The sequence below is a fragment of the Methylocella sp. genome, assembly GCF_044226135.1.
Lineage (GTDB): Bacteria > Pseudomonadota > Alphaproteobacteria > Rhizobiales > Beijerinckiaceae > Methylocapsa.
This window is the reverse complement of sequence record NZ_JBGAHM010000017.1, coordinates 20,758-41,271: the sequence shown is the minus strand read 5'-3', so window position 1 is coordinate 41,271 and position 20,514 is coordinate 20,758. Positions and strand designations below refer to the sequence as shown.

Genomic DNA, 20,514 nt, shown 5'->3' with positions numbered 1-20,514 from the left:
CCGTCAGCTCCGCTTCTTCTTGCCGGGCGCGACGATGGCGCGGCACGCGGGCGACAGATAATCCCTGTAGCTGACGAGGCAGTTGCGGATCTTGGCGCGGTCGGGGATGTAGGGCGAGCACAGCTTGATCGCATCGCCCTGGCAGGCGGCGGCCTCCTGGGATTCGCTGAGGGCGCGCGCGGGCGACGAAAAGACCACGCCTGAAACTGCCGCCGCGGCGAGCGCCGCACCCACCTTGAATCCCATGTCGCCCCTCCTTCGCAGGGCCGCCGTTTTTCGGGCGGCCATGACGCTTCGCTTGCGTCTTCGTCGATAATTGATCCGGAGAGCCGCCGCAATAGCGCCGCTTTCGCATCCCGGCGCGGCGTCAGCGCACGAGAAAGCCGATGGCGCCGGCGTTGGCGATGTCGATGAAGAAGGCCGAGACCAGCGGCAGGATGATGAAGGCGATCGGCGCCGCGCCATGGACCGCGGCGACCGCGGTCATGTTGGCGATCGCGGTCGGCGTCGCGCCGAGGCTGATCCCGCCGAAGCCGGCGGCGATCACCGCCGCCTCGTAGGTGCGGCCCATCGCCGGGAACACGACGAACAGCATGTAGAGAACCGCCACGAGCGTCTGCACGGCGAGCGCCGCCGCGAGCGCCGGGCCGAGGCCGCCGAGCGTCCAGAGCTGCATGCTCATCAGCGACATCACCAGGAACACGTTCAGCGAAATGTCGGAGATGAGCGCGAGCGAACGGCCGCGGGACGGCCATTCGAGCCGCGGGAGCAGCGCCGGAACGATGTTGGTGAACAGGATCGCGACCAGCAGGCAGACGACGAATCGCGGCATGCGCACGCCGGCCTCGGCCAGAGCCTCATGCCCGAGCGAGCCGATCAGGATCACGACGTTGAGCACGAGCAGCGCGCGCAGGAAGCTGACGTGGCTGATGTCCTCGCTCTTGTCCTCGTCGGGCAGGCCGACGACCGGCGCGGCCTCCGTCGATCCGGCGAGCCCGTAACGCTTGATCAGCACGCCGGCGACCGGGCCGCCGATGAGGCTCGCGATGACGAGGCCGAGCGTCGCGGCGGCGACGCCGATCTCCATCGCATTGTCGAGGCCGAAGCGCGCGTTGATGATCGGCGCCCAGGCGATGGTCGTGCCATGGCCGCCGATGAGCGAGGCCGAGCCGACGAGGGCCGTGACCCCTTTCGGCAGGCCGAGCGCCGCCACGGCGCCCGCCGCGATCAGATTTTGAAGCACGAGATAGACCAGCGTCACGCCAAGCAGGATCAGCAGCGGCCGCCCGCCCGCCACGAGGTCGGAGAGCCTGGCGTTGAGGCCGATGCCGGTGAAGAAATAAAGGAGGAGCAGGTCGCGCGCGCCGAGCGTGAAGACGATTTCGACGCCAAACAGCGAATAGGCGGCGAAGGTCGCGAGCGCGGCGATGAGGCCGCCCGTCACGGCCTTGGGAATGTTCCAGCGTCGCAGCGCCGGAACGAGGTCGTTCACGCCGGCGCCCAGAAAAAACACCAAGATCGCGAGGGTGAAGGTCAGGAGGCCGGAGACTTCGATCAACTTCATGAGCGCTCTTGTTTCTCTCGACGGGTTTTTCTTGCGGGTTTTTCTTGCGGGTTTTTTTGGCGCGCCCGGCGCGTCTCCCGGCGCGCTCTCCGGACGGGGACCGGCCGCCCCGGGCGCGGCATCGAAGCCGAAATTCCGGCGCGGCGCAACTTGCGGCCGATCGGCCGCGCCCTTGCGGCGGCCGGTTGCGCGACGCGGCGCAACTCTCTAAGCACAGGCCAAGGCGGCGCGCGGGACCGGGGCGCCGCGGCGGACGACATGTCGGAGACGCAACCTTGACCCACGCTGGGGCCCCGAGGCCGAACCGATGGGAGACGTCGCGCGCCGCGCTGGCGCCTTTCGCGGCATTCTCGCTCGCTCTCCTCATGGCCGGCTGCCGCGAGGCCGAGCCCCCGCAGGAGCGCGCTCCGCGTCTGGTGCGCACCGTGACGGCGCAGGAGCAGGCCGACGGCGAGACCGTGACGCTGACCGGGCAGATCATGGCCGAGAAGGAGGTCGGGGTCGGGTTCCGCATCGGCGGGCGCATCCTCGAGCGATTCGTCGGCGTCGGCGACAGGGTCACGCCCGACAAGCTCCTCGCGCGGCTCGACCCGCAGGACGAGCAGAACGCGCTGCGCTCGGCGCGGGCGGCGCTCTCGGCGGCGGAAGCCCGCTTCGTTCAGGCCCGCAACGCCTACGACCGGCAGAGCCAGCTGCTGCAGCGCGGCTTCACCACCCGCNNAGGACCGTTTGAGCTATACGGAGCTGCGGGCGTCGGTCACGGGCGCCGTCACGCGGCGCCTCGCCGAGGCGGGCGAGGTGGTGCAGCCGGGCCAGGTCGTGTTCCAGATCGCCCGCGACGACGGGCGCGACGCGGTGTTCGACATTCCCGCGGCCATGCTGCGCAACGCGCCGGCGAATTCCGTGGTGAATGTGAGCCTCACCGACGACCCGTCGGTGACGGCCGAGGGCCGGGTGCGCGTCGTCGACCCGCAGGCCGACCCCGTGACCCGCACCTTCCGCGTCCGCGTCGGCCTCGTCGACAGCCCCGAGGCGATGCGCCTCGGCGCGACGGTGGTCGGGCGGCTCCAGCTCGACGGGGGCCATGGCGTCCTGCTGCCGGCGAGCGCGCTGACCAGCGTCGACGGCCAGCCGGCGGTGTGGATCGTCGATCCGCAGACTTCGACCGTCTCGCTGCGCCATATCGTCGTCGCGCGTTTCGACCCGGCCGCGGTGCTGGCGAGCGAAGGCGTCGCCGACGGCGACGTCGTGGTCACGGCCGGCGTGCAGGCGCTGCATCCGGGCCAGAAGGTCCGTCTCTCGGGATCCCGGTCCTGAGATGGGCCCGAATCTCTCCGACTGGGCGCTGAAGAGCCGCTCCTTCATCATCTTCCTGATGCTGGCCTTCGTCGTCGCGGGGCTGCTCGCCTTCCACAAGCTCGGCCGCAACGAGGACCCGCCCTTCACCTTCCGCGCCATGGTGGTGCAGGCGGCCTGGCCCGGCGCGACGCTCGACGAGACCATCAAGCAGGTCACCGAGCGCATCGAGCGCAAGCTCCAGGAGACGCAGGGCCTCGACTATCTGCGCAGCTACACGAAGCCCGGGCTCGCGACGATCTTCGTCAACCTGCGCGGCGACACGCCGGCCAAGGACGTGCCCAACATCTGGCGGCGCGTGCGCGAGAGCGTGGGCGACATCCGCCACACCCTGCCGCAGGGCGTCGCCGGGCCGTTCTTCAACGACGATTTCGGCGACACCTTCGGCGTGATCTACGGCTTCACCGCCGACGGCTTCACGCACCGTGAACTGCGCGACTACGTCGAGGAGGTGCGCTCGCGCCTCCTGGCCGTGCCCGACGTCTCGAAGATCGAGCTGCTCGGGGAGCAGAACGAGCAGATCTTCGTCGAATTCTCGACCCAGAAGCTCGCCGGCCTCGGCATCGACCGCGCGGCGCTCCTCGCCGCGCTCAGGGCCCAGAACGCGGTGACGCCGGCCGGCGAGATCCAGACCGGCGACGAGACGATTTTGCTGCGCGCCTCAGGCGCGTTCGGCTCGGAGCAGGACATCCTCGACGTCAATTTCCTGTCGAACGGGCGCCTCATCCGCCTGCGCGACGTCGCCGAGGTCAGGCGCGGCTACTCCGATCCGCCGCGCCCCATCTTCCGCGTCGACGGCAAGGAGGCGATCGGCCTCGCGATCTCGATGCGCGACGGCGGCGACGTGCTGGCGCTCGGGCGCAACATCGCGGCCGCGGTCGAGAAGGCCAAGGACGACCTGCCGATCGGCGTCGGCGTCGAGCTCGTCTCGGACCAGCCGCAGGTCGTCGACCACGCCATCGGCGAGTTCATGGAGTCGCTGTGGCAGGCGATCGCCATCATCATGGCGGTCAGCGTCATCAGCCTCGGCCTGCGCCCCGGCGCGGTGGTCGCCCTGACCATTCCGCTCACCATCGCCATCGTCTTTCCGGTCATGCAGATCCTCGACATCGATCTGCAGCGCATCTCGCTCGGCGCGCTCATCATCTCGCTGAGCCTGCTCGTCGACAGCGCGATGACCTCGATCGACGCCATGACCACGCGCATCGCCCATGGCGACACGAAGGAGGCCGCGGCGAGCTTCGCCTACAGGACGCTCGCCGTGCCGATGCTGACCGGCACCTTCGTCACCATCGCGAGCTTCGTGCCGATCGGCTTCGCGCGCAGCGCGGCGGGCGAATACACCTTCTCGATCTTCGCCGTGGTGGCGATCGCGCTGATCGCCTCCTGGTTCGTGGCGGTGCTGTTCGCGCCGCTGCTCGGCGTCTGGCTCCTGAAGAAGCCCGAGACGACGGCCGAGGCGAAGCCGCCGAACGTCGTGCTGCGCGCCTTCCGCGCCTGCCTCGTCGCCATGATGCGCTGGCGCTGGGTCTCGATCGCCGGCGCGTTCGCCTGCCTCGCGCTCGCGGCGTTCGCCTCGCCTTACGTGCCGCGGCAGTTCTTCCCGTCGTCCGACCGGCCCGAGCTCGTCGTCGACATGGCGCTGCCGCAGAACGCCTCGATCTTCGCCAGCGAAAACGTCGCCTCCGGCCTCGACAGGCTGCTCACGGGCGATCCCGACGTCGCGCGCTGGAGCACCTATGTCGGGCGCGGCGCGATCCGCTTCTACCTGCCGCTCGACGTGCAGCTCGCGAACGACTTCTTCTCGCAGGCGGTGGTGGTGGCGAAGGACGTTCCCGCGCGCGAGCGGCTGCACAAGAAGATCGAGGCCTATCTCAAGAACGACGTCCCCTCGGTCGTCGCGCGCATCTCGCCGCTCGAGCTCGGGCCGCCGGTCGGCTGGCCCGTGCAATATCGGGTCTCTGGCCCCGACGTCGACAAGGTGCGCGACATCTCCCTGCGGCTCGCCGCCGCCATAGGCGCGAATCCGTCCGTGCGCGACGTGAACTTCGACTGGATGGAGCCGGCGCGCCAGGTCCGCATCAAGATCGACCAGGACCAGGCCCGCCTGCTCGGCCTCAGCACGCAGGCGCTCGCGACCGCGCTCAACGCGGTGATGACGGGTCTGCCGATCACGCAGGTGCGCGACGACATCTATCTCGTCAATGTGGTGGCCCGCGCGCAGGACGAGCAGCGCGTCTCGCTCTCGACCCTGCGCGGCCTCCAGCTTCCTGTCGCCGACGGGCGCACCGTGCCGCTGAGCCAGCTCGCGACGTTCGACTTCGAGCAGGAGCAGCCGATCCTGTGGCGGCGCGACCGGGCGCCGACCCTCACCGTGCGCGCCGAGACGGCCGCGGGCTTCATGCCCGAGACGGCGGCGCAGGCGCTCGCTCCCGCCGTCGAGGCCCTGCGCAAGGAGCTGCCGGACCGCTACCGCATCGACGTCGGCGGCTCGGTCGAGGAAAGCGCCGCCTCGCAGGCCTCGGTCTTCGCCATGGTGCCGCTGGCGCTCGTGCTGATGCTGTTCTTCCTGATGGCGCAGCTCCAGAGTTTTGGGCGGGTGTTCCTCGTCGTCGCCATCGTGCCGTTCGGGCTCATCGGCGTCGTGTTCGCGCTGCTGCTCGCCGGCCGGCCGCTGGGCTTCGTCGCCATTCTCGGCATTCTCGCCCTCGTCGGCATGATCGCGCGCAACGCGGTGATCCTGATCGACGAGATCGAGACCAAGCGGTCCGCCGGCGCCGACGTCTGGACGGCGGTCGTCGAGGCGTCGATGTCGCGCTTCAGGCCGATCATGCTGACGGCGATTTCGACCGTGCTCGGCATGATCCCGATCGCGCCGACCGTGTTCTGGGGGCCGATGGCCTTCGCCATCATGGGCGGCCTGTTCGTCGCCACCCTTCTGACGCTGCTGGTGCTGCCGGTGTTCTATCTGACGCTCTACCGCGGCAGGGAGAGCCCGAAGGAGCCGGAGGCCGCCTCGGGCTGACGGCTATTGAGGCCGCCCGCGCTTTTCAATCGGCAAAAAAGGACCGGACAAAGAATTAAAGAGCGCCGGAGGCGAACCCCCTCCGGCGCTCTTGTCTTGCGCGGATCGCTCCGCGCCTGCCCCAGAACCAGGCGATGACGGCGACGAATTCAGTTTTCCGCGCGAAAATGTCTCGCCTGCGTCAGAAGGAGCCGAAGGCGCTGCCGAGCCCGACGACCGCGACGAGGGCGAGGAGCGCGCCGACGATCGCCGCCATGACGATGTCAAGATAGCTCTCCTTGTGGACGCAGCCGCAGACGGCGAGCAGCGTCACCACCGCGCCGTTGTGCGGCAGGCTGTCGAGCGTGCCGGCGCCGATCACCGCGACGCGATGCATCAACTCGGGATTGAGCCCGGTCTCGGCGGCGAGCTTCATATAGGTGTCGCCGAGCGCGTCGAGGGCGATGGTCAGGCCGCCCGAGGCCGAGCCCGTCAGCGAGGCGAGAATGTTGGTCGCGACCGCGAGCGAGACGAGCGGGCCGCCCTCGATCGACAGCACCCAGTCGCGCACCGCGGCGAAGGCGGGCAGGGCGGCGACCACCGAGCCGAAGCCGACGAGGCTCGCGACGCTGAGCACGGGCAGGGCGGAGGCGTTGCAGCCCGCGCCGAAGGTCTCGCGCAGCGACGGCACGCCGGGGAAATTCAGGGCGACCAGCACGACGATGGCCGCGACCAGCGCCGTGATCACCGCCCATACGCCGCCGACCGCGGCGAGCGAGGTCGAGCCCCATTCCGGCTGCGCGAGGTAGGAGGCGTCCATGCGCGGCAGGACGACGAAGGACATGAGCAGATTGACGATGATGACCACGGCGAGCGGCAGGACGGCGATCGCGATCGGCGGCAGGCCGGGCCGTTCCTCGCTCTTCCTGATTTCGGCCGGGTCGAACGAGCCCGAGGTCGTCGCCCGCTCGCGCACGAGCTTGTCCTCGGCGGCGGCGACCGGCGGCGCCTCCTCCGCGATCGACGGCGCGCCATAGCCCTCGCCGGCGAGCTGGGCGCTTTTCGCGCGCCGCGTCAGCCACCACATGCCGAAGCCGAACATGATCGCCGAGGCGATGATCCCGAGGCCCGGCGCGGCGAAGGGCGTCGTGCCGAAGAAGGGCATGGGGATGGCGTTCTGGATCGCCGGCGTGCCGGGCAGGGCCGACATGGTGAAGGTCGAGGTGCCGAGCGCGATCGCCGCCGGCATCAGCCGCTTCGGAATGCCCGCCGCCTTGAACAGGGCATGGGCCATCGGCGCGAGCACGAAGAAGGCGACGAACAGGCTGACGCCGCCATAGGTCACGAGCGCGCCGGCGAGCACCACCGCGAGGATCGCCCGCTGCGGCCCGAGCGTCTTCGTCATGTAGTCGGCGATCGAGGCGACCGAGCCCGAATCCTCCATCAGCTTGCCGAACAGGGCGCCGAGCAGAAAGATCGGGAAGAACTGCATCACGAACTGCGCCGCGCTGCCCATGAAGGTCTGGGTCAGATGCGCGAGCAGCGGCTGCGCCGAGAAGGCGGCGGCGACCATCGCCGCGACGGGCGCGATGATCAGGATGCTCCAGCCGCGATAGGCGAGAAAGATGAGGAGGCCGAGGGCCGCAAGTATGCCAAACAGTCCCATCAGATCTTCGCCTCCAGCAGCGGGTCCATTTCGAGGGTCGAGCGCACGCCGAGATCATGCGCATGCGCTTGCAGAAAGGCTTCGGCGCTCTTGCGGCCTTCCTTGTAGAGCATCTCGAAGAACGCCCATTCCGCGTTGAGCTTCGAGGACGCGCCGAGCTCGTTCATCACGTCGCTGGCGACGCGGTGGATGCGCATCGCCGCCCAGAGGCGCCCTTCCTCGTCCTTGGCGTCGGCCATGCGCCGCAGCAGCGCGCCCATCCGCAGCTCCTTGAGCAGAACCGCGTTGAAGGCGATCTCGTTCAGCCGGTTCAGGATCTCGGCGGCCGAGCGCGGCGTCGTCTTGCGCTCGACCGGATTGATCTGGACGAGAATCGTGTCCTCGGAGCGGCACTCGCGCACCAGCGGCGTGATCGTCGGATTGCCGGAGTAGCCGCCGTCCCAATAGGGCTCGCCGTCGATCTCGATCGCCTGGAACATGGTCGGCAGGCAGGCCGAGGCGAGCAGAACGTCGGCGGTGATCTCGGCGTTGCGGAAGATGTGGCCGCGCCCGGTATGGACATTGGTCGCGGTGATGAACAGCCGCATCGAGGAGTCCTGCAGCCGCCTGAAGTCGATCTGCGCCTCGAGGATGTCGCGCAGCGGATTGACGCCGCGCGGATTGACGTCATAGGGCGAGAACAGCCGCGACATCATGTCCATGGCGATGAACATGGGCGAGGAGTCGAGCGTCCAGCGCCCGAGCAGCCGGTCGAGCGGCCCGCGCCGCAGCGGGCTGAAGCGTCCGGCGTCGGACACGGCGCGCCAGAAGGCCTCAAGCGCCGCGCGCGCGCCCTTCGCGCCGCCCTTCGTGTAGCCGTCGGCCATCACGGCGGCGTTCATCGCGCCGGCCGAGGTGCCGGAAACGCCGTCGATTTCAAGCCACGGCTCTTCGAGCAGGCGGTCGAGCACGCCCCAGGTGAAGGCGCCATGGGCGCCGCCGCCCTGCAGGGCGAGGTCGACCAGGATCGGCGCGCGGTCGATCAGGCCTGTCGCATTTTCCATCGGGTCCCGCTCCGTTTGCTGTGGCGCAGCGTCATTATCCGGTCTTTTCGCGCGTGCGAAATCACATTGCGGCGGCGCGACGGCTCAGCCCTGCGCGGCCTTTTGCGTCGCGTCGGGCGCGTCGGGCTCCTTGCCCGACAGCAGCGTCGCCACCCATCGGCTCGCGGGAAAGCGCTCGCAGACGGTCAGGGCGGCGATCAGGATCGGCACCCCGATGAAGGTTCCGGGCAGGCCCCACAGGAACCCCCACAAAAACACCGCGAAAATCACGACGAAGGGAGAGATCGACAGGGTCTTGGCGGTGAACAGCGGCTCGAAATAGCTGCCGATCATGAACTGCACGAAGGTCAGGGCCAGAAGCACGACCAGCGCGACTTCGGGGGAGCCCGTCTGGGCGAAGCCGAACAGCGCCGGCAGCACGGTGGCGATCAGCGGGCCGATAAAGGGGATGTAATTGAGCGCGAAGGCGATCACCCCCCAGGCGTCGGCGAGGTCGAGCTTCATCAAGGCGCAGAACGCCCATACGATGAGCCCGGTCAGGACGCTCGCGGCGGTGCGCACCAGCATGTAGCGCCGGAACTTGCGCGCGGTGTCGACCGCCGCCGCGATGAGCCGTTCTCCGGTCTCGCCCCCGACGCGGCGCAGGTTGCGGGCGAAGACCTCGGCCTCGAGCAGGCCCATCGCCAGAAAGATGAAGATCAGCAGGGAGAAGCCGATGACGCCGTTGAGCCTGACGGCGACCGTCTGGAACACGCGCAGCATCCAGACCACGTTGAAGCGGTCGGCGATGGTGCCGGCGATGTAGAGGTCTTTTGACTCGAGCCAGCGCGCCCAGGAGAGATAGAGCGTCTGGAAGCGGTCGAAATTCTGCGTCAGCCACTGGCCGACCTGGCTGCCGCCCCACGCCACCATCGAGGTCAGCTTGACGACGACGACGAGCGTCACGGCCACGGTGACGATCAGCGCGAGCCCCGCCGGCAGCTTCGTCTCCAGCGCTTTCTGCAGCGGCCAGACGATGGCGATGGCGAACAGGGCGAAGGCGATCGGCTCGATGACGCCCGCCGCGACATAGGCGGCGCCGAGCGTCAGAAAGGCGATGATCATCCCGGAGGCGATGCGCGTGACGGCGCTGTCCATGGCTTGCGTCGAACTCCTGCGTGACGGCGCGTCCTCGCGGCCGGCCTCGTTCGAATGACACGGCGGAGACGACGCCTTGACGACGGCGCCGCCGCGGCGGTGAGGGATCCTGCGCGTCTTGCGACTTGCGGCATGAGACTGCGCCGCGCGTCGTGCGGCGGACGGGCGGGCGGCTTGAAAAGGGCGGCGCCGCGTCGCATTGTGCGCCGCCTCACCGGCGCAAGAACAACCGGGAACTTGTCCATGTCCGATCTCGTCGTCATTGTCTACCCGACGGAACAAAAAGCCGAGGAGGTCAGAACCCTTCTCTTCGGACTGCAGAAGGAATATCTGATCAAGCTCGGCGACGCGGTCATCGCGACCAAATCGCCGGACGGGCAGATCAAGCTGCACCAGGTCGTCAACACGACCGCCGCCGGCGCCATCTCCGGCAGCTTCTGGGGGCTGCTCGTCGGCGTGCTGTTCCTCAATCCGCTGCTCGGCGCGGCCATCGGCGCGGCGAGCGGCGCGATCGGCGGCGCGCTGACCGACGTCGGCGTCAACGACCAGTTCATGAAGGACCTGTCCGAGAGCATCCAGCCCGGCAGCGCCGCGCTGTTCGTGCTGATCGAGAGCATGACCTCCGACAAGGTGCTCGCGGCCATCAAGGATTACGGCGGCGTGGTGCTCAAGACCTCGCTCGACGAAACCAAGGAGCAGGCCCTGCGCAACGCGCTCACGAGCCATGCGGCGGCCGAGGCGCCGGCCCCGGTTCCGCCCGCGGGCGCGTAAGCCTCTTCGGCCCGACATAGTCCTTTCGGGCCGCAAAAACTTCAGACTCCGAAAACGCCCTGAAGCCGCTTCAGGGCGTTTTTTCGGTCTGCCCCGCGCCGTCGACGATGCGCGCGAGCATATAGGGAAAGAACGGGTTCGAGGACATGCGCAGCAGCGAATCGAGGCTGACGATCAGCGCGCCGCGCTCGCCGCGCGGCGTGATCGCGCCGAGATGGGCGCCGAAGTTCTCGCTGGCGTCGGGATCGAGCCCGTAAAGGGAGTCGCTCAGCGGAAAGGGCAGGGCGACGTGCGACAGCGAGAACACGCCGGGCGGAAAGGCGAGCGCCAGCGGACGCTCGTCCTCGGCGAGCGATCCCGCGGGCGTGCGGCGCTCGACGATCTGGTCGACGCCCGGGCTGGCGTTGGTCAGGACCGAAACGGCGAAATTGCGCGGCGGCGGCGGCAGCAGCCGGTTCAGCGCCGTGTCCGCGGCGAGCCGCAGCATCTGGCCGAAGGCGGCGTTGCGGTTGACGTCGAACAGGGTCAGCTCGTGCCCGCCGTCCGGCGGCAGCAGCGCATAGAGCGAGACGATGATCGCGCGCGTCGACACGGTGAAGTCGACGACCGACTGGAAGGTCAGGATCGGCGGCAGCGCCTTGAGTTTTCCCGCTCTGGCGAGCGTCTCGAGCCGGGTCTGCAGCGCCTGCGTCACCTCATAGGACTGGCGCGCGCCGTTGACCGGGAATGAATTATATTTGAACGGATTGAACTCCGGCACGACGCCGAGCCAGGCGGCCCCGGCGAAGGCCGGCAGCAGGGCGGGCAGGCCGGCGAGTCCGGCGAAACGGGCGAAGCGCGTGATCCCGACCATCGGCGAGATCAGGACCAGACGGTCGGGCCGCGCCAGCGTTTCATCCTCGATCGCGTCGAGCGCATATTTCAGCGCCAGCGCGCCGCCGTTTGAAAAACCGACGATTTCGAGCGGCGCCGGCGCGGGCGCTTTCGCGCGCGCCTCGCGCACGGCGAGCCGCGTCGCCGCCATCCAGTCCTCCCAGCGCACGCTGGCGAGGGCGCCGGGCGTCGTTCCATGCGCCGGAAGGCGCGGCGCGACGACGAAAAAGCCGCGCTCGCGATAGGCGCGCCCGACATGGCGCAGGCTGTAGGGCGAATCGGTCAGCCCGTGCAGCAGCACGACGACGCCCCTGGGCGGACCGTCGGGCGCAAGCTCGTAGGAGCGGTTCCAGTCATGGGCGAAACGCCCGGGATAGATCGGCGCGCCGGCGAAATAGCGGTTGGCCGGAACCTGGTCCTCGGGCGCGAGCTTCTCGGTGACGTTGCGACGCACTTCGTCGAAAAGCCTGTCCTCGGCGGCGAGATAGGCCCGCCAGTCGGCGCGCTCGAGCTCCTTCGCGCTCATTTCATGCGGCGCGAACATGTGCCACAGCGCGAGCGGCGCGCTTCGGTGCGCCTGAATCGCGCGCACGACCAGGAAAAGAGCCAGCGCGACCGCCAGCGCCAGCGCCGCGCGCCTGGCCTGTATCAAGAGCCAGCGCGTCACAGGCGCGCCCTCCGCAGGGCGTGGACGTGGCGGTTTTGCCGCAACCGTCGGCTTTCTTCTCGAATCAAGGCCGTGAATCCGCCAAGGCCATCCAATCCTTAAGGGCTCGCAGCTATACCGGAACCTGATTTTCCGTAAAGCCGGGATGGGGAATGAGAGTTCTGACTGCGGCGCTGCTGTGCCTCGCCCTCGCCGCCTGCGGCCGACCCGAGGGCGTCATGGTCCCGATCAGCGGCGTGGCGCCTGGCGCGAGCGTCGTCGACATGCTGGTCGCCACGACGCGCAAGCCGTCGTCCGACCCGGCGATTCTCTACACCGGCGAGCGCCGGTCCTCTGTCTCGATGACGGACATCGCCGTCTCGATCCCGCCCGACGCCGCGCGCCGCGTGGGCGAGGTGCAATATCCGCGCAGCCTGCCGCCCAATCCCGCGACAGATTTCGCGGTGACCCGCGTGGCCGAGCTCGACGGCCAGGACCCGATGCGCGGCTGGCTCAAGCGCCACCTGCCGCGCAACCGCCGCGTCCTCGTGTTCGTGCACGGCTTCAACGTGCGCTTCGAGGACGCGGTGTTCTCGCTCGCGCAGATCGTGCATGATTCGGGGGCGGACGCCGCGCCGGTGCTGTTCACCTGGCCGTCGCGCGGCAACATCTTCCAGTATATTTATGACCGCGAGAGCGCCAACGCGTCGCGCGACGCGCTGGAGGCGACGCTGCAGCGCCTCACGCAGGACCGGGACGTCGCCGAAGTCACCATCATGGCCCACTCCATGGGCTCATGGCTCGTGATGGAGGCGCTGCGCCAGATGTCGATCCGGCACGGGCGCGTCCCGCCGAAAATCCGCGCGACGATTCTGGCCGCGCCCGACCTCGACGTCGACGTCTTCGCCGCGCAATGGCTCGAAATCGGCAAGCCGCGGCCGCTCCTGACCATCTTCACCTCGCGCGAGGACCGGGCGTTGCAGGCCTCGCGCCGCCTCGCCGGCGACGTGCAGCGCCTCGGCCTCGTCGACCCGACGGTCGAGCCCTACCGCAGCCAGCTCGAAGCCGCCGGCGTCAACGTCATCGACCTGACCGACCTGTCGCGGCCCGGCTCGCTCAACCATTCGAAATTCGCCGAAAACCCGGAAGTCGTGCAGCTTCTCGGCAAGCGCCTGATCGCCGGCCAGACTCTCGGGCCTGACACGACCATCGGCGAGCGCGTCGGCAGCTTCGCCATGGGCGTCGGCCAGACCGTCGGCGGAGTCGCGGGCGTCGCCGTCAGCGCGCCGCTGGCCGTGGTCGACCCCAGTTCGCGCCGCGTCTTCGACGATCAGGTCAAGCATCTCGGCGACGTCGCCGGAGACACGGTGGAGGCTGCGACCCCTGACCTTCGCGGCCGCAAATAAATTCGGCCGGGCGCGACTTTTCGCCCAGCCGTCGTCTGGCCGCTGCTTTTCTCAGCCGGGCCTATTCAATGACCTGCACCACGCGGCGGGAGCGCGGGTCGACGATCACCGGCTGGCCGTTGACGACCGTGTAGCGATAGCGCGGGTCGACGCCATATTCGGGCGGGACCGGGCGATAGGTGACGCCCGCGAGCGGCAGCCTCTGGCCTTCGCGCACCGGGCGGTCGGTGCGCACGCTCGATCGGTGCTCGCGCAGCGCATGGGCGCGGAACTCCGGCGCCCGGTCGAGCCCGAGCAGGCCGCCGGCCGCGCCGGTCGCGCCGCCGACCGCTCCGCCGACGACTCCGCCGATCGGCCCGCCCATGGACTGGCCGGTCGCCATGCCGCGTTCGGCGCCGCTTTGCGCGCCGCCGACGACGCCCTGCGCATAGGCGCCGGCCGGCGCGGCGATGAGGGCGGCGAGGACGGCGACGCCCAGCTTCTTCTGCATCTTCGCTCTCCTTGACCGTTGTGCCTTGACGGATATTTGAGAGACTAACGTCGCGGCCTCCGCGCGGTTCCGGCGCAGGCCCGGCGCTTGCGTCGCGGCGAAGGGAATGCTAGGCGCGCGGCATGATCCATACGCCCTGCGCCAGACGAGGCCGGCCGACATGACGATCCGGCTTCACGCGGGCGACCTGCCCGACGACGCGGCCTTTGCGGACGCGGTCGCGATCGACACCGAGACGCTTGGACTCGTGCCGCAGCGGGACCGCCTCTGCGTGGTGCAGCTGTCGCGCGGCGACGGCTCGGCGGACGTGGTCCAGATCGCGCAGGGGCAGACGCGCGCGCCCAATCTCGAGCGGCTGCTCGCGGATGAACACATCGTCAAGCTGTTCCATTTCGCGCGCTTCGACGTCGCCGTGCTCTACAAGGCGTTCGGCGTCATGGCCGGCCCGCTCTATTGCACCAAGATCGCCTCGAAGCTCGTGCGCACCTATACCGACCGCCACGGCCTCAAGGATCTGGTTCGGGAATTGCTTGGCGTCGACCTGTCGAAGCAGCAGCAGTCGTCCGACTGGGGCGCGGCGCGACTTTCTGACGCGCAGCTCGCCTACGCCGCCTCCGACGTGCTGCATCTGCACGCCCTGCGGACGCGGCTCGACGCCATGCTGGCGCGCGAGGGCAGGACGGAGCTTGCGCAGGCCTGTTTCGCCTTCCTGCCGACGCGGGCGCGGCTCGATTTGATGGGATGGGCGGATTCAGATATTTTTTCCCATCAGTAAGATTTTCGGCGAAGAGTTGCGGCTTTTGGGGGCCTTCCCCATGTAGAACGCTACGAGCTTAGCGTTTTCACAGCGCTTTTCGTTTTAATGTCGAAATTGGCGGGTTCGCCGCCGCGCCTTGACTTCGCCGCTCTCGCTTGCTGTCTGGAAAGTCTTCAGGCCGCTCTCGATCGGCCCTGAACCGGACGCGCGATTTTATGACGGACATCTCGGAAGCCGCCGACTGGCGGCGCGTCGCCCACGAGGCCTCCCACGGCGGAGCCGCGCCGGCGCATCATGCGGCGGGGCCTGACGGTTCGCGCCGCGACGGACGCCAGAACCTTGGCGACGTGCTTGAACTGTCGCATACGCCATGGCGCGGCGCCTTCACGGCGGCGCGGCGCCATTCGCTGCGCGTGCGCGTGCTGCGCTGGTCGATCGTGCTGTTCTGCCTTGTCACGGCGGGCGCGGCCACGGTCTACGCCGTGTTCGACCCCTTCCGCCGCATCCCGCCGAACATCACCATCGGCCAGGTCCGGCTCGACGGAACGCGCATCACGGTCGAGACGCCGAAGATCAGCGGCTTCCAGAAGGACGGCCGCCCCTATGACATCAAGGCGGAGGCGGGGCGCCAGGACACCACCACGCCCAATCTCGTCGAGCTCAGCGGCATCGACGCGCGCGTCGCCATGCGCGACTCCTCGACCATCAAGGTCACGGCGGCCCATGGCTCCTATGACAATCTCAAGGACAGCCTCCTCCTCGACGGCGCGCCGCAGATCAGGAACGAAGTCGGCTATGCGATCTTCATGAAATCCGCCCAGATGGACTTCAAGACCGGCGGGCTCGTCTCGCACGAGCCCGTCACCGTGCTGCTGAAAGGCGGGACGATCGCGGCCGACGAGATGGACATCGGCGCCGACGGCAAGATCTCCTTCGTCGGCGGCGTGAGGTCGACCTTCGACTCCAGCAAGGAGGAGAAGGACCTGCCGCTCACGCTGCCCGAACCCGAAGAGGCGCGGTCCGTCCACGCCGCGCCGGCCGATGGCGTGAAGGAGACGCAGCCGTGACCGCCGCTCCGACGTCTTCGCGCCGACCCCTGTCCGCGCGGCGCGCGGCCCTCGCCCTGTGCGGGCTCGCCGCGGGCGTCATGTTCGCCTTCGCGGCGGCCGCCCAGCCGCAGGGCGGCGCCATTCCCGGCGGCGACTCGAAAGAGCCGATCCATATCGACGCCGCCAAGCTCGACTATTATGACAAGGAGCAGAAGCTCGTTTACACGGGCGACGTCGTCGCCCGGCAGGGCGAAAGCACGCTGAAGGCGAGCGTGCTCGTGCTCTATCTCGCGCCCAAGCCCGAAGGCGCGCCCTCGACGCCCTCCTCGACGAGCGACCTGCGCCGCATGGAGGCGACGGGGCCCGTCACGCTGATCACCAAGGACCAGGTCTCGACAGGCGACCGCGGCGTCTACGAGAAGGGCGAGGACAAGCTCTATCTCACCGGCAACGTCACGGTGACGCAGGGCACGAGCGTCACCAAGGGCGACAAGCTCGCCTATGACCTTTCGACCAAGAAGGCCGTCATCGTCGGCCGGGTGAAGAGCCTGTTCCAGCCCGAGCAGAAAGACGACAAGAAGACCAAGCCGAAGAGCTGACCGGCCGGCGCGGGCGGGGCGTTGGACCTCGCCCCGCGTCTGTGGCACAACGCGCCAGCGCCGTCCGCCGGCCTGCGCGCCCCGGAGACGCCTCCGGACGGCGCAGCGCGAAGCGGCGGCCCTCGCCCGATCGGCTCCAAGGCCTGCCGCGGGCGGCCGCAAGCGAGGCCGCAGGACGTTCCGATTGCCGCTGCGTTTGATTCCCGATTTCCTGCGCGCGCCCCTGCTCACGACGCAGGGCGAAGGCTCCGCCGCGATCGGCGCCCTGTCGACCGCGCTTGCAGCCGGCGCGGCGGCGGGCGGCGGCGAGCGCCCCGCGCGTGAAAACCTCTCCGGCGCGCGGCAGGACGGCGTGCTTTCGGTGTCCCGCCTGCGCAAGTCCTACAAGATGCGGCGGATCATCGAGGACGTGAGCATGACCGTCCGCCGCGGCGAGGCGGTCGGCCTGCTCGGCCCCAACGGCGCCGGCAAGACCACGCTGTTCTACATGATCTCGGGGCTGATCCGGCCCGACGCCGGCAGCATCGAGCTTGACGGCCATGACGTCACGCGCCTGCCGATGTACCGCCGCGCGCGGCTCGGCGTCGGCTATCTGCCGCAGGAGCCCTCGATCTTCCGCGGCCTCACGGTCGAGGACAACATCCGCGCCGTGCTCGAAATCACCCAGAAGGACAAGGAGCAGCGCGAGCGCGAGCTCGACGCGCTCCTGCGCGAATTCGACATCGAGGCCCTGCGGCGCTCGCCCTCGGTCGCGCTTTCGGGCGGCGAGCGGCGGCGCTGCGAGATCGCCCGCGCGCTCGCCTGCCGCCCGGCCTTCATCCTGCTCGACGAGCCCTTCGCCGGCATCGACCCCATCGCCGTCGCCGACATCCAGCATCTGGTGCAGCATCTCAAGACGCGCGGCATCGGCGTCCTCATCACCGACCACAACGTGCGCGAGACGCTCGGGCTGATCGACCGCGCCTATATCATCCACGCCGGCAAGGTGCTGACCCAGGGCACGCCCGAGACCATCGTCGCCGACGCCGAGGCGCGCCGGTTCTATCTCGGCGATTCCTTCGCGCTCTGACGCGCCGGCCGAGCCGCCCCCGAATTGCGCGCCTCGCTGCGGCGCTGCGCCGCAGGCCGCGCGCTCGGCTAGAAGACAGGCGCGTTGCCTTCGCTTTGTGCAGCGCGACAAAACCGTGACGACGCAACGCGGGCGAGGCCCGGGCGCCGCAATTTGCGCGCGAAACCGGCCGCTCGGCGCGACATTCAGTCAGGCTTTCCAGATTTTCGGGCGGGATCGGGCGCCGGCCCCTCTGCGCGCCTGGGGCCATGCGGGGCGGGGCGGCTGCGCGACGTCGGTTTCATGAACAAATTATCTGCTTGCCAATCAGGCCGTGGCGCCAATAATTGCTTGCAAGCAAGAAACGGGCCGTCTTCCACTCGACCGTCTTGCGCCCCAAGTGTCGCCAAAGGTCCGTGAATATGGCTCTAAGCGCGAAGCTCATGATGCGCCAGGGTCAGTCCCTGGTGATGACGCCGCAGCTTCTGCAGGCGATCAAGCTGCTTCAGTTCTCCAACATGGAGCTGACCGCCTTCGTCGAGGAGGAGCTTGAGCGCAATCCGCTCCTCGAGCGCGGCGACGAGGCGCCCGAGCCGCAGCCTTTGGCGGGCGAAACCAATTTTCCGCTCGACGGCGCGTCTCCCGACCTTTTTCCGGGCGACAGGCCGGAGCAGACTGCGCTCGACGGCAGCTTCAACGAGGCGGGCGAGGCCGACTGGAGCTCCAGCGCGCTCGCCGTCGACCGGGGCGCGCTCGAGCAAAGCCTCGGCACCGAGCTTGGCAACGCCTTCGACGACGACCGTTCGGCGCCCTGCGCGACGGAATTCCCCGATTCGGCCGCCGGCCTGTCGGCGACGTCCTGGAACGGATCTTCGGGCGGCGCGGCGGACGGCGAGGCCGCCAATCTCGAAGCCTACGCCGCAAGCCCGGTCCATCTCAAGGATCATCTCGAAGAGCAGCTCGCGCTCGCCACCGCCGATCCGGTCGACCGGATCATCGGCCAGACGCTGATCGATTCGATCGACGACGCGGGGTATTACGCCGACGCGCTTGAGGAGGCGGCGGCGCGGCTCGACGCCCCGCTCGACCGGGTCGAGCGCGTGCTGAAGCTGATCCAGAGTTTTGAACCGTCTGGCGTCGGCGCGCGCGACCTCGCCGAATGCCTCGCCATCCAGCTGCGCGAAAAAGACCGCTTCGACCCCGCCATGCAGGCGCTGGTGGCCAATCTTCCGCTTCTGGCCAAGCGCGATTTTGCGGCCCTGCGCAAGATCTGCGGCGTCGACGACGAGGATCTCGCCGACATGGCCGCCGAGATCCGCCGCCTCGACCCCAAGCCCGGACGCGCCTTCGGCGGCGGGGCCATCCAGCCGCTCGTGCCCGACGTGATCGTGCGCGCGGCGCCGGGCGGCGACTGGCACGTCGAGCTGAACACCGAGGTGCTGCCGCGCATCCTCGTCAACAATAGCTATGCGGCGCGCGTCTCGAAAGGCCAGACGAACGACGTCGACAAGAGCTTCATGTCGTCCTGCCTGCAGACCGCCAACTGGCTGACCAAGAGCCTCGAGCAGCGCGCCCGCACGATCCTCAAGGTGTCGAGCGAGATCGTGCGCCAGCAGGACGGCTTCTTCCGCCATGGCGTCGAGCATCTGCGTCCGCTCAACCTCAAGACCATCGCCGAGGCGATCGGCATGCATGAGTCGACCGTCTCGCGCGTCACCTCCAACAAATATATGGCCACGCCGCGCGGGCTGTTCGAGCTCAAATATTTCTTCACCGCCTCGATCGCCTCGAACAATGGCGGCGACGCCCATTCGGCGGAGTCGGTGCGTTTCCGCATCCGCCACATGATCGAGCAGGAGCGGCCGAACGACATTCTGTCCGACGACGCCATCGTCGCGAAGCTCAAGGAAATCAACATCGACATCGCCCGCCGCACGGTCGCGAAATATCGCGAAAGCTTGAAGATTCGCTCTTCCGTCGAGCGTCGCCGCGAAAAGGCTTACATGTATTGACTCTTAGCCATGGGCAAGGCGCCGCGAAGGCGCAAGCTCCCGGCGCCACAGGCGCGACGCGAGGCTTGGGGTTATTAGAATAAATCAAAATAATATCATCTGGCGGGCGTAAAAATACTTATCCCCGGTTGCGCATGGCCAATTTTCGATTTTGGCGACATTCCCCAATGTTGAGTTCGCGTGACGCTAGGCTTGATCACGGCGACGCTTGACTTCACTGGACAACACGCCTAACGCTGCCAAAAATTACGGCGGCGATCCGCCGGCGGCGGGGGGCGATGACGGCAGATTTGACCCATGCGGCGTCAGCGCGGCCACATATGACGCCGGCCGGCCCCGGCCGCATCGCCACACACACGCCGTGTTCAGCGTTCATGGACGAGGCTGCGCGCGTCGCCTCGCGGCTGACGCCGCGCGGCCGTGGTCTTTACGGGCGCGCGAAGCTGATCCGTCGGGGCGTCGCGTTTGGGCGACTTTAGGGAAGCCGACCGCCAGGATCGCGCGCGTTCATGGCCTCAGACCGACCCGACGCCGCCTTGCGCCAGGCCGCCGCAATTCGTGAGCGGCGCGCCTGAGAACGGATTTTTCGAGCCGCCGTCAGGCGCCGCTCGAACTCATTTGGACGACTGCCTTGACATTCATGATCTCGCCCCAGGCCATCGTTCCGGCCCTGAAAGCTCTCGGTAAGAAGCAGGCGCTGCAGGAATTGAGCGAGAAGGCCGCCGAGCTCACGGGGCTGTCCGCGCGCGAAATCTATGACGCGCTGCTGCATCGCGAAAGGCTCGGCTCGACGGGCACGGGCGACGGCGTCGCCATTCCCCACGCCAAGCTCGCCCGCGCGACAGGCATGACGGCTCTGTTTGCGCGGGCGGCGAAGCCGATCGAGTTCGAATCGCTCGACAACGCCCCGGTCGATCTGATCTTCGTGCTGATCGCCCCCGAGACGGCGGGCGCCGACCATCTGAAGGCGCTCGCCCGCATCGCGCGCATGCTGCGCGACCAGGGCGTCAAAGCCAAGCTCCGCGCCGCGCGCGACCGCGACGCGCTCTACGCCGTGCTGAGCGAGGAGGCCGCGTCGCACGCGGCCTGAGGG

17 protein-coding genes are annotated in these 20,514 nt (G+C 68.6%); 10 read left to right on the top strand and 7 right to left on the bottom strand.

All coding sequences use genetic code 11. From position 1 onward, the window contains the following. Positions 1-3 precede the first annotated feature (3 nt). Together ACILRB_RS09400 and gltS are read right to left on the bottom strand one after the other, a co-directional pair. On the bottom strand, positions 4-246 hold the full coding sequence (locus tag ACILRB_RS09400; protein ID WP_395666032.1) for a hypothetical protein: 243 nt from the start codon (positions 244-246) through the stop codon (positions 4-6). A 121-nt stretch (positions 247-367) separates the two neighbouring features. Beyond that, positions 368-1,564, bottom strand: coding sequence for a sodium/glutamate symporter (gene gltS / locus ACILRB_RS09395; RefSeq protein WP_395666031.1), 1,197 nt, complete (start codon positions 1,562-1,564; stop codon positions 368-370). A 729-nt stretch (positions 1,565-2,293) separates the two neighbouring features. Between gltS and ACILRB_RS09390 the strand changes: the two genes are divergently transcribed. Beyond that, complete coding sequence (locus ACILRB_RS09390) at positions 2,294-2,881, top strand: efflux RND transporter periplasmic adaptor subunit (RefSeq protein ID WP_395666030.1); 588 nt, start codon at positions 2,294-2,296, stop codon at positions 2,879-2,881. 1 nt (position 2,882) lies between these two features. Then, positions 2,883-5,945, top strand: a complete 3,063-nt coding sequence (locus ACILRB_RS09385; RefSeq protein WP_395666029.1) for an efflux RND transporter permease subunit — start codon at positions 2,883-2,885, stop codon at positions 5,943-5,945. A gap of 181 nt (positions 5,946-6,126) precedes the next feature. Here ACILRB_RS09385 and ACILRB_RS09380 read toward each other — a convergent pair whose 3' ends face one another. The 3 genes from ACILRB_RS09380 to ACILRB_RS09370 all read right to left on the bottom strand — a co-directional run bounded on the left by ACILRB_RS09380 (position 6,127) and on the right by ACILRB_RS09370 (position 9,770). After that, the gene (locus tag ACILRB_RS09380; RefSeq protein ID WP_395666028.1) at positions 6,127-7,590 is read right to left on the bottom strand and encodes a GntP family permease; all 1,464 of its coding nucleotides are present in this window, start codon (positions 7,588-7,590) and stop codon (positions 6,127-6,129) included. Continuing rightward, positions 7,590-8,633, bottom strand: a complete 1,044-nt coding sequence (locus ACILRB_RS09375) for a patatin-like phospholipase family protein (protein ID WP_395666027.1) — start codon at positions 8,631-8,633, stop codon at positions 7,590-7,592. Before ACILRB_RS09375 ends, ACILRB_RS09380 begins: the two co-directional genes overlap by 1 nt. An 84-nt stretch (positions 8,634-8,717) precedes the next feature. Then, a complete protein-coding gene (locus ACILRB_RS09370; RefSeq protein WP_395666026.1) occupies positions 8,718-9,770 on the bottom strand; it encodes an AI-2E family transporter in 1,053 nt (350 codons plus the stop codon). A 243-nt stretch (positions 9,771-10,013) separates the two neighbouring features. Between ACILRB_RS09370 and ACILRB_RS09365 the strand changes: the two genes are divergently transcribed. Further along, positions 10,014-10,541 (top strand): DUF1269 domain-containing protein, encoded by a 528-nt coding sequence (locus ACILRB_RS09365; RefSeq protein ID WP_395666025.1) that lies wholly within the window; start codon positions 10,014-10,016, stop codon positions 10,539-10,541. A gap of 70 nt (positions 10,542-10,611) precedes the next feature. Here the strand turns inward: ACILRB_RS09365 and ACILRB_RS09360 are convergent, their stop codons facing one another. Then, positions 10,612-12,066 (bottom strand): alpha/beta hydrolase, encoded by a 1,455-nt coding sequence (locus ACILRB_RS09360; RefSeq protein ID WP_395666024.1) that lies wholly within the window; start codon positions 12,064-12,066, stop codon positions 10,612-10,614. Positions 12,067-12,233: 167 nt separating this feature from the next. Between ACILRB_RS09360 and ACILRB_RS09355 the strand changes: the two genes are divergently transcribed. Continuing rightward, positions 12,234-13,466 (top strand): alpha/beta hydrolase, encoded by a 1,233-nt coding sequence (locus ACILRB_RS09355; protein ID WP_395666023.1) that lies wholly within the window; start codon positions 12,234-12,236, stop codon positions 13,464-13,466. A 61-nt stretch (positions 13,467-13,527) separates the two neighbouring features. Here ACILRB_RS09355 and ACILRB_RS09350 read toward each other — a convergent pair whose 3' ends face one another. Further along, positions 13,528-13,956 (bottom strand): DUF1236 domain-containing protein, encoded by a 429-nt coding sequence (locus ACILRB_RS09350; RefSeq protein ID WP_395666022.1) that lies wholly within the window; start codon positions 13,954-13,956, stop codon positions 13,528-13,530. Between the two features lie 160 nt (positions 13,957-14,116). Between ACILRB_RS09350 and ACILRB_RS09345 the strand changes: the two genes are divergently transcribed. The 6 genes from ACILRB_RS09345 to ACILRB_RS09320 all read left to right on the top strand — a co-directional run bounded on the left by ACILRB_RS09345 (position 14,117) and on the right by ACILRB_RS09320 (position 20,511). Next, a complete protein-coding gene (locus tag ACILRB_RS09345) occupies positions 14,117-14,731 on the top strand; it encodes a ribonuclease D (protein WP_395666047.1) in 615 nt (204 codons plus the stop codon). Positions 14,732-14,928: 197 nt separating this feature from the next. Beyond that, positions 14,929-15,780, top strand: a complete 852-nt coding sequence (locus ACILRB_RS09340) for a hypothetical protein (protein WP_395666021.1) — start codon at positions 14,929-14,931, stop codon at positions 15,778-15,780. Next, positions 15,777-16,361 carry an LptA/OstA family protein gene (locus tag ACILRB_RS09335; RefSeq protein WP_395666020.1) on the top strand — a complete coding sequence of 195 codons (585 nt, stop codon included), beginning with the start codon at positions 15,777-15,779 and terminating at the stop codon, positions 16,359-16,361. Before ACILRB_RS09340 ends, ACILRB_RS09335 begins: the two co-directional genes overlap by 4 nt. A gap of 184 nt (positions 16,362-16,545) precedes the next feature. Then, the gene (gene lptB, locus ACILRB_RS09330) at positions 16,546-17,430 is read left to right on the top strand and encodes an LPS export ABC transporter ATP-binding protein (RefSeq protein ID WP_395666019.1); all 885 of its coding nucleotides are present in this window, start codon (positions 16,546-16,548) and stop codon (positions 17,428-17,430) included. Positions 17,431-17,831: 401 nt separating this feature from the next. Then, positions 17,832-19,421, top strand: a complete 1,590-nt coding sequence (rpoN, locus tag ACILRB_RS09325) for an RNA polymerase factor sigma-54 (protein WP_395666018.1) — start codon at positions 17,832-17,834, stop codon at positions 19,419-19,421. Positions 19,422-20,061: 640 nt separating this feature from the next. Further along, positions 20,062-20,511, top strand: a complete 450-nt coding sequence (locus ACILRB_RS09320; protein ID WP_395666046.1) for a PTS sugar transporter subunit IIA — start codon at positions 20,062-20,064, stop codon at positions 20,509-20,511. Positions 20,512-20,514 lie beyond the last annotated feature (3 nt).